This window comes from Vibrio profundi (assembly GCF_043642225.1).
Classification (GTDB): Bacteria; Pseudomonadota; Gammaproteobacteria; order Enterobacterales; family Vibrionaceae; genus Vibrio; species Vibrio profundi_A.
In genome coordinates this window covers 33724-50078 of sequence record NZ_JBHZSF010000016.1, presented here as the reverse complement: position 1 = coordinate 50078, position 16355 = coordinate 33724, and the positions used below count along the sequence as shown (strand labels likewise).

Here is a 16355-nt window from a genome sequence, read left to right as displayed (position 1 = left end):
CAGGCGTGAATAATATAAGTAAGCAAATTTGTAGCTAGCCCCCTTATCGGGGACTGTGTCTGCCACCAAGAGTTCAGCTCCCGATTGATTATCTGGCGCATTGTTCAAACTATGCCCTTCGCTAGTGAGCATTAATAGACGTTTATATTCAAACATCTTGCGTATATACTTTGCGTATGTCGGCATATTGGCTTTAGCTGACTACTTTATAGGAATACTGGATGTTAATTAAGAAGATGGATGCGCCTCTCGATATGCAAACTGGCGCTCGTTTTGAAACCAAGAAACACGGTTACGTATCAGTTGTTGAATATTACAACACACATACGGTCATCGTAGCTTTTGAAAACACAGGCAATATTCGTTCTATTACGGCGGCTAAATTGCGTTCAGGGCAATTAACTGATCGTTCAGTTCCCGTGCAATCATCGTTAGTAGGAGAAACCGTACACTCACCTAAACATGGTATATTAACCATCTCTCAAGTTGAGTCTGAAAATATTGTTGTTCTTCATAAAGAAGATGGCGAAGAAATTCGCATGCTTCTTCCCGCGGTTCAAAAATTAAAAGATAAAACGGAAGAAAACGAAGAAAACCCGACAGAGGTACAAATGCCCACGTCACTAAGCGAACTAACAAAGCGTAATAAGAAAACAAAAGACGTAAATAGCCTACTTAAAAAGATGCTTACTGATTACGGTAAGTAGAACGGTTCAATCAAACGATATAACACGCCATTCATATATCAACTTCACAGTTTAATCATCTCATTTAAAGACTGCCTTTCGAACCTCTTTATCAACCAATAAGCCTTAAGTGTTAGTTTACTAATAAAGTAGGGCTTTGCGCCCATTTGCGTGATCACCATCACAAGGTCATTCTGACTTTGTGATGGTGATCTTATTTGATTTTCAATATTTCCGATATGATTCTCCCATCTAATAAGTGCAATAAATTTAAAGTTGCTAATTAACCCTACAGAGAAAATATTATGAAAAAGATTATGGTTGTGTGTGGAAACGGTCTGGGTACTTCGCTGATGATGGAGATGGCGGTTAAAGAGGTTACTAAGAAAATTGGCCTTGACGCAGAGGTTGATCATGAGGATCTTTCATCTGCAGCGTCAAGTAATGCTGATATTTGGGTTGCCGCTACAGACGTTGCGAACCAACTAGAAGAAGCGGGTAAAAATAATATCGTTAGTCTTGCAAATATCTTCGATAAAGCTTCAATCGAAGAACAATTAAAATCTTTCATGTAAGGATTTAATTCATGGAAAACTTTTTTGAATTCATGCTCGGCTTATTAAAAGAGCCAGCAATCATGGTGGGATTAATTGCCTTCATTGGTTTAATCGCACAAAAATCCGATATTTCCACCATATTAAAAGGCACCATTAAAACAGTAATGGGCTTCCTAATTTTGGGTTTTGGTGCAGGCGCATTAGTTGGAGCATTAAATAACTTTTCCGTCGTATTTACTGAAGCATTTGGTGTGAGCGGTGTAATACCAAATAACGAAGCAATTGTAGCCTTAGCGCAAGAAGCTTTCGGTTATGAGATGGCACTTATCATGTTTTTTGCCTTTATTGTAAATATTCTGTTGGCTCGTTTTACACCGCTTAAGTTTATTTTCTTAACGGGCCACCACACTATGTTTATGTCTATGCTAGTGGCTGTAATTTTGTCTACTGCTGGTATTCAGGGCACAGCGTTAGTTGCAATGGGTTCTATCATTGTTGGTTCGCTAATGGTTGTTATGCCTGCCCTTGCTCAAAAGTACACTGAAAAAGTAATGGGAACTGATCAACTCGCGATGGGTCACTTCTCGACGTTTTCTTACCTAGTGTCTGGCTACATTGGCAGCAAGTTCGGTGATACTTCAAAAACCACCGAAGATATCAATGTACCTAAGAGCCTAATGTTCCTACGTGATACGCCTGTAGCCGTTGCTACAACTATGGCTATCTTCTTCATGTTTGCGTCTATCTTTGCTGGCGGCGACTTTGTAGAAAACGTATCTGGCGGACAAAACTGGGTGGTGTTTACCTTCATGCAGTCACTCACATTTGCAGGTGGTGTTTACATCGTACTGCAAGGTGTGAAAATGCTTATTGCTGAAATCGTTCCAGCGTTTAAAGGGATTTCAGATAAATTGGTACCAGGTGCGAAACCTGCACTAGATTGCCCAATGGTATTCCCTGTTGCACCTAACGCGGTACTTATCGGCTTCCTTTCTTCATTCGCTGCAGGTCTTGTTGCAATGGGTATTCAGGGCATGTTCGATTGGACGATTATCGTTGCAGGTGTGGTACCACACTTCTTCGTAGGTGGTGCTGCTGGTGTATACGGCAACGCAACGGGTGGCTTACGTGGTGCAATTTTAGGTTCTTTCACTCAAGGTCTGTGTATCTCTTTCCTACCAATGCTATTACTTCCAGTTCTTGGCGGGTTAGGTCTAGAAGCAACAACATTCGCTGACTTTGACTTTGGTGTTGTCGGCTTGATTCTAGGTTGGATTGTGTCATGAGTATTCTAAATTTAATCGGCGATAACGGCATTGTTATTACCCAAGAGCAAAACCTGTCTGTTGACGCGGCACTTGAGTTGACCTGTTGTTCTCTCATCGACAACGGTAAAGTTAAGCCAAGTTACTTAGAAGCGATTAAGCAAAAGCATAAAGAAATTGGTGCCTATTATGTACTGGCTCCAAAGATCGCTATGCCACATGCTCGCCCAGAAGATGGTGTTAACGAAGCCTCTCTTCAAGTGACAATATTTAAGAATGGTGTTGATTTAGAGTCCGACGATAACGGCGATGTTTACTTTTCAATTACACTTGCGGCAATGGATTCAGATAGCCATATCCAAACAATTATGGCGTTATCAGAACTGTTCCAAAATGATGAAGACATTGAAGCGATTATCGCTGCAGACAATCAATCTGAAATCGCTAGTATCTTAGAAAAATACTAACCCCTAAGCTTTTAAAGATATAACCAAGCCCTCGCAATATTGTGAGGGCTTTTTCGTTCAAATGTCGAATAACAGGAATTAAGTCAACGCATTTATAAATTCAGATTCTAGGTCTACTTCCGCCTCAGCGGTCAGAGATCCAATTAACCAATCAATATTGGATTGGGTTAACTCTCGCCCAACAAAAAATGCATGGTGCATCCCTGCTTGATTTATTTTAGCGCTGCCGAAATGAACGCCTTTTTTGTTGCCCTGATATTCCAAAGACTTTGTACCGTCCTGCTCCACCAGCTGATCCAAAGCATTGGTTAATTCAATCACCAATTCCATCGAATCTTTAAAAGAACACACCCGATACAAGAATCCGCCTTCGACTCGTTGCTTGACCCAATAATCGAATCCACTGCAATCAACCAACCTATCGCTGACTAACGCAGCTTCACTTAAGTAACCCGTTAATTTCAAGTTGACTGGTGTGTGTTTAAATTCAGGCTGCCCAGAAAATTGATCAGTATGATTCAGTATTACATTACATGGTTTGCTGTTTTTTGCCGTCGTTTCATTCCAGTGAATGGGTAAGAATACCTGATCGACACTGACCTCATTACTGACTTCCAACCTAGCCTGTGCTGTGCCTTGTTCGCTTTCAATGGTCACGATTAACCCTTGATGAGCGTGTGAAACTAACCCCAAATTGCGAGCCGTTTCAGGGTGGACATAAAGGTAAGGCTCTGGAGTATGACTTCCTAATGCTGGGGCAAGCCCTGTTCGCGTCATAGTATGCCAATGATCGCGTACTCTACCTGTGTTGAGTATTAAAGGATATTTAGCCGATGTTTTGGCCACTGGGGCCTGATATTCCACCGCGACAAATTGCGCTTTTCCTGTTTCTGTAAAAAACAGGTTATCTTCGAACATTCTCTGGCTCGCGATTTCAGTTTGCACCTCCAATACTGGCCATTGTTGCGGCGAGAGTTGACTATAACCTTGATCATCGAGTTGTGTGAGTCCGATTAGACATAAATCACGCTGCTTACCTTTCTGATTATCCAGCGCCGTCATGTTGCAATATTCTTTGAATATTTGACCTTCATGCAAGTAATCAAATTGGCTAGCCCAGCCCATTTTCTGTGCGACTTCTTTGATTATCCACCAATCTGGTTTCGCCTCTCCGGGGCTCGCGAGTAAACGTCTTTGTCGGGATATTCGCCGCTCTGAATTTGTCACCGTTCCCGATTTTTCACTCCAGCCTTGCGCAGGTAAAACGATGTCGGCGATGCGTGTCGTTTCTGTCTCTTCAATACAATCCGATACCACAACAAACGGGCACTTCTCTAACGCTTGCTGCACTTTTTCGCTATTTGGCAAACTGACGATGGGATTAGTAGCCATGATCCAAACCGCTTTTATTTTTCCGTCATGCATCGCATCAAACAGATCGATAGCCTTTAGCCCAGGCTTTGACGCCAAGTTTTGAGTTTGCCAAAACTCACTAATGATCTCTGTCGCGTTAGGATCCCCAAACTCAAAGTGTGCAGCCAGTGTATTCGCAAGCCCGCCGACTTCTCTGCCCCCCATTGCGTTAGGTTGTCCAGTCACGGAAAACGGACCCATCCCAACTTTTCCGATTCTGCCCGTTGCAAGGTGACAATTGATGATGGCATTCACTTTGTCACAACCCTGACTGGATTGATTCACGCCCTGAGAGTAAATCGTTATCACCTTTTCTGTATTGGCGAATATAGAATAAAAGTCTTGGATACGGTCAAACGCTACGCCTGTTATATCTTCTAAAATTTGAGGTGTCAGCGATTCACTTAGAGCACTCTCTAACGCAGATTCGAAGCCTTCAGTGTGACTTTGAATGTAATGATTATCTAGGCAGCCACTTTTAGATAAGTGAGCCAAAAGGCCATTAAATAGGCTCACGTCTGAACCTGACGCTATTGGCAAATGAAGATCGGCAATATCACAGGTTTCTGTTCGTCTTGGATCAATAACCACGACCTTTAACTCTGGGTTTGCTTGTTTTGCGGCCCTTAATCGTTGAAACAATACTGGGTGGCACCACGCTAGGTTAGAACCTGTGATGACGACCAATTCCGCTTGCTCAAGGTCTTCATAACAAACTGGAACGGTATCTGTCCCAAATGCACGCTTATGGCCAACCACACTAGAAGCCATGCATAATCGAGAGTTACTATCGATGTTTGCGCTGCCGATAAAACCTTTCATCAGCTTGTTCGCAACGTAATAATCCTCTGTCAGCAATTGCCCAGAAACGTAAAATGCGACGGAATCAGAGCCGTACTCCTCGATTGTTTTTTTGAATCGCTCGGCCACCGTATTGGTCGCTTCATCCCACGAAATGGTATCCCAAACAACGTCATTCCCCGCATCGCCCTTTGTTTTTACTTTTGGCTGGGTCAGTCGCCCTAAAGTAGAAACGGTCTCGCCTAACGCTATCCCTTTTGTACACAATTTTCCGTAGTTCGATGGGTGCTGCTTATCCCCTCGAACTTCCAATTTCCCCGACAACGTTGGCCGAGCTTCAATCCCACATCCGACACCACAATACGCGCATGTAGATTTAATCCAGCCTTGATTCGAATTTGTCATTCATGCCTCGTGAATAGCTATTATTGTATTTACTATCACAGAGCAATATACGCGCCATCTTTAACCACTCAGTTCAACCGATTACAAACCATTTAAAAACAATAAGTTAAATCAATGGCATCTCTAAGGAATTTAGATACCAAGCTAACACCACTGAAAAAACTTATTTTACGCACCATCTTATTCCCTTCTGCACCATAAAGGCTCATTTTCATAACAATAGAGTAAATAATCCATACCAACCCACAAGCCGCCCAACAAGCAGCAACCAAGTTAACACACTGATTTAATTCAAGTAATAGAAAATAAAAGCATGTTCTATGGGTTCTGGCATCGTCTTTGCTGACAGTAAAACCAGAAGAAAAATACAATTATAAAATTTGGCGTAATAACCGAATGTTCATCTAGGCCGTTGATTTAGAGATGCGTAACGGCGAGATCGATGTACCACATTTAGGTTAAAGCACTTCGCTTAAGTCTTAGGAATGCTGGAAAAGGAACTTACTTATGAGCAATGAAGCAGTAGTAAAACAGAAAATAGTCGTTGTCGGAAACGGCATGGTCGGTCATAAGTTTATCGACTCCATCATCAACGCAAACAGCCAAGAATATGATGTAGTGACATTTTGTGAAGAGTCACGATTAGCCTACGACCGCGTACAACTCACCTCATACTTTGAAGGGAAAAGTGCTGAAGATTTATCTCTAACCAGTGAAGATTACTACCATTCCAATGGAGTCAATTATCTCGTCAACACAAAAGTCGTTAAAATCGACACTGAGAATAGTCACGTTGTAACGGATTGCGGGCGTATTGAGACCTACGATAAGTTGGTTCTTGCCACTGGCTCTTTTCCTTTTGTCCCTCCTATCCCGGGCAATGACCAAGAACACTGTCACGTATATCGAACGTTAGACGATCTGGATGCAATCGAACTTTCCAGCAAGCAAAGTCAATCCGGCGTCGTCATTGGAGGCGGATTACTAGGGCTTGAAGCCGCAAACGCAGTTAAAAACTTGGGCTTAGAAACTCATGTAGTTGAGTTTGCACCTCGACTGATGGCGGTTCAATTGGACGATGGCGGCGGCGCGCTTCTTAAAAGAAAAATCGAAGACTTAGGCGTTAGTGTACATACAGAAAAATCCACGACTGACATCGTGGCAGGCGAAAACGCTCGCTACCGTATGAACTTTGCCGACGGAAGCCATTTAGAAACAGACATGATTGTGTTCTCCGCTGGTATTCGTCCACAAGACGAGTTGGCACGTAGCTCAAATATAGAGATTGGCGAACGTGGCGGGATTGTCATTAACAACCAATGCCAAACCAATATAGAGAATATCTATGCGATTGGTGAATGCGCGTTGTGGGACAACAAAATTTATGGGCTCGTAGCACCAGGTTACTCAATGGCGAAAGTCGCGTCTCAGCATATCCTTTCTGAAGGGCAAACCGAGTCGAGCTTTACCGGTGCCGATATGAGTACCAAGCTAAAGCTACTTGGCGTCGACGTCGCAAGTATCGGCGAAGTTCACGGCCAAACGGAAGGCGCACAATCCTATACCTTTAACGACGAAATTGAACAGGTTTATAAACGCCTAATCGTATCAGCAGACGGCAAAAAAATTGTTGGCGCAGTCTTAGTTGGCGATGCTGATGCGTATGGCACCCTACTCCAAACAAAGCAAAACGACATGCCATTGCCTGAGAACCCAGCGGTACTCATTCTACCTAACGTCGCAGACGATACTGGTGCAGCAGGCATGGGCGTGGAAGCTTTACCTGACAGCGCGATGATCTGTTCTTGTTTTGATGTGACCAAAGGTGATATCAAACAAGCAGTCGCGTCGGGGTGCACCACAATGGCGTCACTCAAAGAAACCACTAACGCATCAACAGGTTGTGGAGGGTGTTCTGCATTAGCTAAGCAAGTGCTAGACAGTGAGCTAATGAACCTAGGTGTTGAGGTCTCAAATGATATTTGCGAGCACTTCGCCTACTCAAGACAAGAGCTTACCGACATCATTCGCGTCAATAAAATCAAGACATTCGATGCATTACTAGATTCTCATGGTAAAGGTTTGGGCTGTACTGTGTGTAAGCCTGCAGTCGGTTCAATACTCGCTTCCTACTGGAACGACTATATCCTTGAAGACGATCATATGGAACTTCAAGATACCAACGATATTTACCTTGGCAACATGCAAAAAGATGGGACTTACTCTGTGGTACCACGTATCGCCGGTGGTGAAATCACGCCAGATAAACTTATCGTACTTGGTGAAGTGGCAAAGGAATTTAACCTATATACCAAGATCACAGGTGGTCAACGTGTCGACTTGTTTGGCGCACAACTGAACGAGTTGCCCATCATTTGGCGCAAGCTCATTGATGCTGGTTTTGAAACGGGACACGCATACGGCAAGTCAGTTCGTACTGTTAAATCCTGTGTTGGCAGTACCTGGTGTCGCTACGGTGTAGACGACAGTGTTGGTCTAGCCATTCGCTTGGAAAATCGATACAAGGGATTGCGCTCTCCACACAAAATTAAGTTCGCAGTTTCAGGGTGCACGCGAGAATGCGCGGAAGCACAATCAAAAGATTTCGGCGTTATTGCGACAGACAAAGGATGGAACCTATACATTTGTGGTAATGGCGGTATGCGCCCTCGCCATGCGGATCTGTTCGCAATCGATCTTGATGAAACTACGCTACTTCAATACATCGACCGTATTCTGATGTTTTACACTCGCACTGCCGACCGTTTACAGCGAACTTCTGTTTGGATGGAAAACCTCGAAGGCGGCATCGACTACCTCAAGCAAGTCGTCATAGAAGACAAATTAGGGGTAGCGGCTGAACTTGAAGCCGATATAGCGCTGAACATCTCTAAATACCAGTGTGAGTGGAAAACAACGATAGAGAACCCAGAAAAACTTAAACGCTTCCAACACTTTATCAACAGTGAGAAATCAGATAACCGCCTGTCGTTTATCACCGAACGTGAGCAACGCTTCCCAACACCATCCAAGCCGACTATTGAAAAGCGTATCGAAACAACGGAAGTCGAATAGTGTTTCTGGAACAGCATCATTACCAAATTATTAGTACTACCTCAGTTTTATTGGAAATTTTTGACAAGGAGAATGTCATGGAAGATTGGAAGACCGTCTGCAGGGCCGATGACCTGACCCCAAACACTGGAATTTGCGCGTTAATAGAAGATACACAAGTCGCGATCTTTTATTGCAAACGACAAGATAAGCTCTACGGGCTATCTAACTTTGATCCGATAGGCAAAGCTAACGTAATATCTCGTGGGATCATGGGATCACTGAGTGGCGAACCTTATGTCGCTTCACCTTTATACAAGCAACATTTCCATTTAGAGACTGGCGCTTGTTTAGAAGAACCCGAGCATCAATTAAGCACCTTTGATGTTCGTAAGGTGGGCGACCAAATACAAGTATTAACCCCCAATCGTTTGGCAAGTTAATCATCAGGAAAACGCTAACTGGTACCAGTTAGCACCTCCAACACTATAAAACTATGACGTGTTTGGCCATGAGTTGGCTGAATGAATTAACACGTCAGTTAGCTAGGTTTCTCCATATTTAAAGGATTTTATTAATGGATAACACTAAATTTTCGCTACTGTCATTTACTGGAAAAATGAAAGTTCTACACCTGAGTTGGATAGCTTTCTTTATTACTTTTGTGGTTTGGTTTAACTTCGCACCACTATTACAGATGGTTAAAACCAGTTTAGGTTTAACCACCGAAGAAATTAAAACATTACTGATTTTAAACGTCGCGTTGACGATTCCTGCCCGCGTTATTATCGGTATGCTCACGGACAAATATGGTCCAAGGCTCGTTTACTCATTGCTACTCGCGCTTTGTTCCATACCTTGTTTCATGTTTGCGCTTTCCGATTCTTTCTTACAAGCCGCGATCGCTCGCTTTTTACTTGGCTTCATCGGTGCAGGCTTTGTCATCGGTATTCGTCTTGTATCAGAATGGTTCCCACACAATGAGCTAGGAACCGCCGAGGGTATTTACGGTGGTTGGGGTAACTTTGGCTCAGCGGCGGCTGCATTCACCCTACCGACTCTCGCGCTAATGTTTGGTGGAGAAGACGGTTGGCGTTATGCCGTGGGCGTTACAGGTGCTATGAGCCTGATTTTCTCTGTGGTTTTCTATAACAGTGTTACGGATACGCCAAAAGGTGCAACCTACTTCAAACCGCAGCAAGTTTCGGCAATGGAAGTGACCTCTACTGGCGATTTCTTCTTTCTTTTAATCATGAAAATCCCAATGTACGCGGCACTGGCACTGCTTGCCTGGAAACTGTCACCGTCTGGTATTGATATGCTTTCCGAGGTCGCGGTAAGAGCTATCTATGTAGGCCTTGTTGCTCTGTATTTCTACGAAGTATTTCAAGCATGGAAAGTCAATAAAGACGTCTTTAAATACGATGTGCCAGAGATGCATCAATATAAGTTCAAGCAAGTCGCAGTACTGAATGTTCTCTATTTTGCGACCTTTGGTTCTGAACTGGCCGTTGTTTCAATGCTGCCGTTATTTTTCTCAGAAACCTTTGAGCTAACTCCAGTATTGGCGGGAATGGTTGCCTCGGCATACGCCTTTATGAACCTGATGTCTCGCCCGGGCGGAGGTTGGATATCAGATCGCTTCGGTAGAAAACCAACCTTATTGATTCTAACTGCAGGCTTAGCCGTGGGTTACTTTTTGATGGGACAAGTAGGAAGCGAGTGGCCATTATGGTTGGCAGTAGCTACTGCTATGGGATGTTCTTTCTTCGTTCAAGCAGGTGAAGGCGCAGTCTTTGCAACAGTCCCACTAATCAAGCGCAGAATGACTGGTCAAATCGCAGGTATGACTGGCGCATACGGTAACGTTGGTGCCGTCGTTTACCTAACCGTACTTTCTTTCGTGTCCTACCAAACCTTCTTCTTGGTCATTGCTGGCACCGCTATTCTTGGCTTCGTGACATTACTCTTCATGGAAGAGCCGAATGGACAGATAGCCGAAGTCAACGACGACGGAAGCGTTACACTGATTGATGTTTCGCACTAGTTGCATCTATTAATCTAACAATATCGGGAGGCTACAACTGGGTTTTCTATTTCTCTCCGATTGAGAAAAACCAGTTGCAGCCGTTCAAAGGCTCTACCGACACATATTCAATGAAATGACGCTTATGCCCAAGGAGCGAGCGGTTCATTGCCTCGGCGGAGCTTTTGTTCTCTTTCTATTGCTGAGCTTTATTGCGGAATTATGATGAATCAAGCGTTCGAAATGCCACTAGACATCGTCGTGAACAGTGAAAAGTCGACTCAACCTGCCAATCAACTGGAAATCGCCTATGGTGGTTGTTCGCTGCAAGGCAGAAGAGATGAAAATCAAGATGCACTGATTGTAAAGCACCCAAGTTCATTAACAGAAAGAGCTCATAAAGGCAGTATAGCCTGCATTGCGGATGGCGTAAGTTGCAGCGACTATGGACAGCAAGCTAGCCACACTAGTGTCATGCAATTTGTGTCCGACTATTACGCGACGCCCAATACTTGGAGCGTCAAGCACTCCACGCAGAAAGTACTTACCGCTCTTAATTCATGGCTATTTAACAGTAGCGAAAAAACGCGCCTATCACACAACGGCCTAGTTACAACCTTTAGTACCGTCATCTTCAAATCAAACACTGCACACCTCTTTCACGTTGGAGATAGCCGAATCTATCTCTACAGGAAAGGGAAGCTGCGCCAACTCACCCGCGACCACCAGCGAAAAAGCCTTGGTCAACAACACTTTCTGACCCGCGCTTTAGGTATGGACGATAAACTCGATATTGATTATCAAACATTACCAATCAAGAAAGGCGATTTGTTTTTGTTGACGACAGACGGCGTCCATGAATACCTACAAGAAGAAACGTTAATTGAAGAACTTTCTCAATTTTCAGGTAAATATGAACACGCAGCGAAAGCGATCTGTCATCAAGCACTAGCGCACAACAGCAAAGACAACATCAGTACACTTTTGGTTCAAGTCACCGACCTTCCCCGCCCTTCTGTATTTGAATTTCAAAAGGTACTTCAAACTAAAACCATTCCCCCAGCACTTAGCGAAGGCAACCGTATCGACCACTATGTGGTAAAGAAGGTGATCCATGCGGGTGCAAGAAGTCATGTTTACCTTGTCCAAGACAGCCTCACTCAGCAAGACTTTGTGCTCAAAGCGCCTTCGCTAAACAATAGTGAAGATCCAGAAACTTTATTGAGTTTTTACAATGAGCAATGGGCTGGAATGAATTTAAACAACCCTAAAATAATGAAAGTGTATCCAACACCAGCCCACTCTAAGTTCCTCTATCAACTCTGTGAGCCCGTCGCAGGAATCACACTTAGACAATGGATGTATGACCACCCAACTCCAGAAATCGAAGAGGTTCGGGCGATCATTTCACAAGTCATCACCGCTGTACGCGCGTTGCAACGTGCCGAAATGGTACACCGCGATCTTAAGCCAGAAAACATCATTATTCAGCCGAACGGTGAGATAAAAGTCATCGACTTAGGTGCCGTACTTGTAAAGGGACTGGAGGAAAGTCATGATTCAAAGGTACAAGTAACCACTCCTCCATTAGGCGCAGCCAACTATATTGCGCCTGAATACCTGAACTCATCAGTGGCAACGACTCAATCAGACCTTTTTTCTGTCGCGGTCATTAGTTACGAAATACTGACTGGAAAGCTTCCATATAAAACTGTTGATACCCAATCCCTTGCCAACGCTCGCCATCAAGAATGGCATTATCGTTCAATACTTGAAACCAACCGTCGCTTTCCTGAATGGCTAGACCTAACCTTAAAAAAAGCGTGTCATCCCAACCCGAAAAATCGCTATATGGTTCTTAGCGAGTTTGTTACGGATTTCACGACACCGAACATGAAGCTGCAAAAAGAATTAGCGCATCAGCCACTTTTGGAGCGTAACCCCATTTTTTTCTGGAAGTGTTTAGCTCTACTTCTCGCCATCGTGTCTCTGTCCGAACTATTCCTATTGATACAATAGTAGGCTTTTCGTTTCCTAAATGCAGCAGTCTGCACTAATAGACTTTTGGTCAATGATGCTCGTATTGGTTACGGCGATGGAAAATCGATTTCTTCCGATCATCGCATGGTATGGACAACCATTACTTTCGACTAAGTGATTACTAGTCCTTAGATAGTAAAAAAGCCTCGATGACATCGAGGCTTTTGAGTAACGGTTTAAACGTCTTCTAGCCACGTTTAACAATTTTACGCGGTACCAGCTCTATCCCTGAGTGATAACGCTTAGCTGATGCATTCAGCGCTAAGGCCAAAGCGCTATCGGCGATCACTTCAAACTGTTGTGGTAACGAGTTCACCTTAATTGGAAGGAAATCTAATAGCCGGTTATCACCGAATGTCGCCAATTTCAGCTTACCCATCAATTCAGGTTTTTCTAATAGAATATCAAGCACCCCTTCCAGCAATGTATATGAAGTAGTGACGATAGAATCCGGTATGGTTCCTTGCTTAACCCACTCTTCAAGTACCTCTTTTCCGCTTTCTCTATTGAAATGCTCGCCGTAACCAATCAGCGATGCCTTTTGCTTAGATTTAATCGCAGACTCAAATCCAAGCTGACGCTCTCTTGAAATGTTCAGCTCAGGCAATGCACCAATCAGTCCCACTGTTGCGACGTCCTCTTCTAACAGCGATTGGGTAAGCTCAAATGCAGCGCCAAAGTCTTCACTGATCACACATGAGAAGTGTTCATCATCCAAAGGACGGTCTATCGCGATAACCGGCGTACCCGACTTCTGAAGTTTCAGGTAAAAATCGTTAGCATCGGTCATAGCACTTGCGACAAACAACGCATCAATTCTGCGGCTCACCAACGCTTCAGCCACCTTTTGCTCGGTTTCGGCATCGTCATCCGAACAACCAATTAAGATTTGGTAACCCGCTTTTCTTGAATTCTGTTCAAGTAGTTTGGCAAGCCTTGCATAACTCGTATTTTCAAGATCAGGGATGATAAGGCCAAACGAACGGCTATTTCCGGCCCTCAAAGACGATGCAGCATGATCTGGTCGATAGTTATACTCATCAACAACAGCCATCACTTTTTGCTGCGTTTTTTCACTTATTCGGTATTTCTGCGCTTTACCGTTAATAACGTAACTGGCGGTTGTTTTTGATACACCAGCCAGTTTGGCTATTTCATCAAGTGTCATATTAAGAGCCTTTATTTTGTGCGTCGGATCATAGAACGACGGATTTGATCCTTGGTTAAGTTGAATTATACGCTGAATCGATTCAGTATAAAAGCTGAAAGGATTCAGCAAAATCTGAAAAGCGATATCAATCACTGAAATTTATGACCGCTAATACTCATAGCCCATGTTTGGATTTTTTGATTCGCACGATGAAACAGCAAATTCGATTTACTCACCAAAAATCGTTTTGCTGAATTTTTTTAAAACTTTTGCTGAAACGATTCAGCTTTAGAGTTCAGCACTCTTACATTGCTGATGGATCGTTTCACAACACTAACTTTCGTATGAAAAATGCTAAAGAGGCAACATGCTTAAACTAACGACAACAGACATCAAATTAGAACAGTCTGCAAAAACAAAAACCGATGCCATTCAAGCCATCGCAAAAGACTTAACCTCAAAAGGGTTAGTCCAAGACGGTTACGTACAAGGCATGTTAAATCGTGAAGCTCAAAACTCGACCTTTCTTGGAAATGGTATTGCGATTCCACATGGCACTACCGACACCCGTGACCTTGTTGTCGAAACTGGCGTTATGGTTCACCACTTTCCAAATGGTATAGATTGGGCTGATGGCAACACCGTTTATGTAGCCATAGGTATTGCTGCAAAATCAGACGAGCATTTAGGCATTCTAAAACAATTGACTAAAGTTCTTTCCGCCGACGGTGTAGAAGCCAAGCTCAAACAAGCGAAGTCTGAAAGCGAAATCATTGCCCTACTTAACGGCGACGTTCAGTTAGAAGCGGATTTTGACGCATCTTTAGTTCAACTCATGTTCCCTGCTAGCGACATGATTCAAATGTCTGCCGTCGCTTCTGGATTACTGAAGAATACTGGCTGTACCAACAACGAATTTGTTTCTGACCTTGTCACTAAAACGCCTACGCATCTAGGCCAAGGATTATGGCTTCTTGGCAGCGATAAAGGTGTGTCTCGCACGGGCGTTTCATTTGTTTCCACCGCGAATGACTGCGAATTTGAAGGCGAAGCCGTTAAAGGACTAATCGCATTTGCTGCGTGCAACAACGCACACCAGTCAATTCTGTCAAACATCAGCCAATTAGTTTTCCAAGGTAAACAAGCGGAAATTCTTTCTGCCAATACTGAACAACTTATCGGCCTGCTCAAAGGTGAAGAGGTTGTCACGGGTTCTGCAGGTGCTTCACAAGACAACACCGCTGTTTTCAAAATCAAGAACGCTCACGGATTACATGCCCGTCCGGGAGCCATGCTAGTAGCAGAAGCGAAAAAGTTTGAGTCGGCGATTAAGGTTACAAACCTTGATGGCGATGGAAAACAAGTTAACGCAAAGAGCCTAATGAAAGTCATCGCACTTGGCGTGAAACATGGTCATCAACTTCAATTCTCTGCAGAAGGCCAAGATGCACCGCAAGCATTGGAAGCCATTGGTAATGCCATCGCTTCTGGCCTAGGCGAAGGTTAAGGATTCAATATGACGAACCAAGCTAAGCAAATAAAAGCCGTTACCGTGACCTTAAACCCAGCACTCGATTTAACCGGAAGTTTAAACACGCTAAATCAAGGGTCTGTGAGTCTTGTTAACCAAAGCGCTTTCCACGCAGCCGGAAAAGGTGTCAATGTGGCGAAGGTATTGAGTGACCTTGGCGCAAAAGTGACGGTGACAGGCTTCCTAGGCGAAGACAATCAAGAATTGTTCTGCCAATTATTCAGTTCGATGGGCGCAAATGACCAATTCATTCGTGTAGAAGGCTCAACTCGAATCAATGTCAAATTGGTCGAAGACAGCGGTGACGTGAGTGATATTAACTTTCCCGGGGTTGAGGTCACGCCAATCGCTATCGAACAATTTGAACGCACGCTTTGGCGCCTTGCTGAAGACCATGACTTCTTTGTCATCGCTGGCAGCCTACCAAAAGGCGTATCTCCTGCCCTTTGCGCAAGTTGGATCCAGCGCTTGCATGACATGGGCAAGAAGGTCTTGTTCGACAGCAGCCGCGACGCATTAACGGCTGGCGTAGACGCAAACCCTTGGCTCATTAAACCAAACGATGAAGAGCTTTCAATGTTTGTTGGGAAAGCACTCCGCTCAGCAGAGGAATGTCAACAAGCCGCTGAACAGCTATCAGACAAAGGCATCGACAACATTGTCGTGTCTATGGGAGCTGAAGGAGTGATGTGGCTTAACCAAGGTGAATGGCTACAAGCTAAACCGCCACGCATGAACGTGGTGAGCACGGTCGGCGCAGGCGATACGCTCGTCGCAGGCTTATGTTGGGGCCACATGCAACAAATGCCAAAACAAACACTACTTAAATTTGCTACTGCCCTGTCTGCTCTTGCAGTTTCGCAGGTAGGTGTAGGGCTAACCAGCCAAGAAGAGCTGGAGACAATACAAAATCAAATCCAATTACAAACGCTTAGCCAAACGGCAAGTATTTAGGACAAA

12 protein-coding genes are annotated in these 16355 nt (G+C 44.0%); 10 read left to right on the top strand and 2 right to left on the bottom strand.

The annotated features are described in order from the left end of the window. Nucleotides 1-236: 236 nt before the first annotated feature. From ACHUFI_RS19340 to ACHUFI_RS19325, 4 genes are all read left to right on the top strand, one after another. Entirely contained in the window at nt 237-707 is a 471-nt protein-coding gene (locus tag ACHUFI_RS19340) for a hypothetical protein (protein ID WP_394252200.1), read from the top strand. A 284-nt stretch (nt 708-991) separates the two neighbouring features. Continuing rightward, nucleotides 992-1261, top strand: coding sequence for a PTS sugar transporter subunit IIB (locus tag ACHUFI_RS19335; RefSeq protein WP_394252129.1), 270 nt, complete (start codon nt 992-994; stop codon nt 1259-1261). Nucleotides 1262-1272: 11 nt separating this feature from the next. After that, nucleotides 1273-2529: a PTS ascorbate transporter subunit IIC gene (locus ACHUFI_RS19330; protein WP_394252127.1), complete on the top strand. Its 1257-nt coding sequence runs from the start codon at nt 1273-1275 to the stop codon at nt 2527-2529. Then, complete coding sequence (locus ACHUFI_RS19325) at nt 2526-2975, top strand: PTS sugar transporter subunit IIA (RefSeq protein WP_394252125.1); 450 nt, start codon at nt 2526-2528, stop codon at nt 2973-2975. Before ACHUFI_RS19330 ends, ACHUFI_RS19325 begins: the two co-directional genes overlap by 4 nt. A 78-nt stretch (nt 2976-3053) precedes the next feature. Here the strand turns inward: ACHUFI_RS19325 and ACHUFI_RS19320 are convergent, their stop codons facing one another. Beyond that, nucleotides 3054-5594, bottom strand: coding sequence for a molybdopterin oxidoreductase family protein (locus ACHUFI_RS19320; protein ID WP_394252123.1), 2541 nt, complete (start codon nt 5592-5594; stop codon nt 3054-3056). A 507-nt stretch (nt 5595-6101) separates the two neighbouring features. Between ACHUFI_RS19320 and nirB the strand changes: the two genes are divergently transcribed. The 4 genes from nirB (at nt 6102) to ACHUFI_RS19300 (ending at nt 12693) form a co-directional block, all read left to right on the top strand. Beyond that, complete coding sequence (nirB, locus tag ACHUFI_RS19315; RefSeq protein WP_394252121.1) at nt 6102-8669, top strand: nitrite reductase large subunit NirB; 2568 nt, start codon at nt 6102-6104, stop codon at nt 8667-8669. Between the two features lie 77 nt (nt 8670-8746). Then, nucleotides 8747-9091 carry a nitrite reductase small subunit NirD gene (nirD, locus tag ACHUFI_RS19310; protein ID WP_394252119.1) on the top strand — a complete coding sequence of 115 codons (345 nt, stop codon included), beginning with the start codon at nt 8747-8749 and terminating at the stop codon, nt 9089-9091. A gap of 134 nt (nt 9092-9225) precedes the next feature. Continuing rightward, on the top strand, nt 9226-10695 hold the full coding sequence (locus ACHUFI_RS19305) for a NarK family nitrate/nitrite MFS transporter (protein WP_394252117.1): 1470 nt from the start codon (nt 9226-9228) through the stop codon (nt 10693-10695). 222 nt (nt 10696-10917) lie between these two features. After that, nucleotides 10918-12693, top strand: coding sequence for a protein kinase domain-containing protein (locus ACHUFI_RS19300; RefSeq protein ID WP_394252198.1), 1776 nt, complete (start codon nt 10918-10920; stop codon nt 12691-12693). 208 nt (nt 12694-12901) lie between these two features. On the opposite strand, the gene cra is transcribed toward ACHUFI_RS19300, so the two are convergent. After that, nucleotides 12902-13882, bottom strand: coding sequence for a catabolite repressor/activator (gene cra / locus ACHUFI_RS19295; protein WP_394252115.1), 981 nt, complete (start codon nt 13880-13882; stop codon nt 12902-12904). A gap of 349 nt (nt 13883-14231) precedes the next feature. Here cra and fruB point away from each other — a divergent pair, with 349 nt between their 5' ends. Both fruB and pfkB read left to right on the top strand, forming a co-directional pair. Next, nucleotides 14232-15371: a fused PTS fructose transporter subunit IIA/HPr protein gene (fruB, locus tag ACHUFI_RS19290; protein WP_394252113.1), complete on the top strand. Its 1140-nt coding sequence runs from the start codon at nt 14232-14234 to the stop codon at nt 15369-15371. Nucleotides 15372-15380: 9 nt separating this feature from the next. After that, a complete protein-coding gene (pfkB, locus tag ACHUFI_RS19285; protein ID WP_394252111.1) occupies nt 15381-16349 on the top strand; it encodes a 1-phosphofructokinase in 969 nt (322 codons plus the stop codon). Nucleotides 16350-16355 lie beyond the last annotated feature (6 nt).

What these genes read in the sequence shown, in the direction of transcription:
- ACHUFI_RS19340 (WP_394252200.1), top strand. Translation starts at nt 237, where the DNA reads ATGGATGCGCCTCTCGATATGCAAACTGGCGCTCGTTTTGAAACCAAG.
- ACHUFI_RS19335 (WP_394252129.1), top strand. Translation starts at nt 992, where the DNA reads ATGAAAAAGATTATGGTTGTGTGTGGAAACGGTCTGGGTACTTCGCTG.
- ACHUFI_RS19330 (WP_394252127.1), top strand. Translation starts at nt 1,273, where the DNA reads ATGGAAAACTTTTTTGAATTCATGCTCGGCTTATTAAAAGAGCCAGCA.
- ACHUFI_RS19325 (WP_394252125.1), top strand. Translation starts at nt 2,526, where the DNA reads ATGAGTATTCTAAATTTAATCGGCGATAACGGCATTGTTATTACCCAA.
- ACHUFI_RS19320 (WP_394252123.1), bottom strand. Translation starts at nt 5,594, where the DNA reads ATGACAAATTCGAATCAAGGCTGGATTAAATCTACATGCGCGTATTGT.
- nirB (WP_394252121.1), top strand. Translation starts at nt 6,102, where the DNA reads ATGAGCAATGAAGCAGTAGTAAAACAGAAAATAGTCGTTGTCGGAAAC.
- nirD (WP_394252119.1), top strand. Translation starts at nt 8,747, where the DNA reads ATGGAAGATTGGAAGACCGTCTGCAGGGCCGATGACCTGACCCCAAAC.
- ACHUFI_RS19305 (WP_394252117.1), top strand. Translation starts at nt 9,226, where the DNA reads ATGGATAACACTAAATTTTCGCTACTGTCATTTACTGGAAAAATGAAA.
- ACHUFI_RS19300 (WP_394252198.1), top strand. Translation starts at nt 10,918, where the DNA reads ATGCCACTAGACATCGTCGTGAACAGTGAAAAGTCGACTCAACCTGCC.
- cra (WP_394252115.1), bottom strand. Translation starts at nt 13,882, where the DNA reads ATGACACTTGATGAAATAGCCAAACTGGCTGGTGTATCAAAAACAACC.
- fruB (WP_394252113.1), top strand. Translation starts at nt 14,232, where the DNA reads ATGCTTAAACTAACGACAACAGACATCAAATTAGAACAGTCTGCAAAA.
- pfkB (WP_394252111.1), top strand. Translation starts at nt 15,381, where the DNA reads ATGACGAACCAAGCTAAGCAAATAAAAGCCGTTACCGTGACCTTAAAC.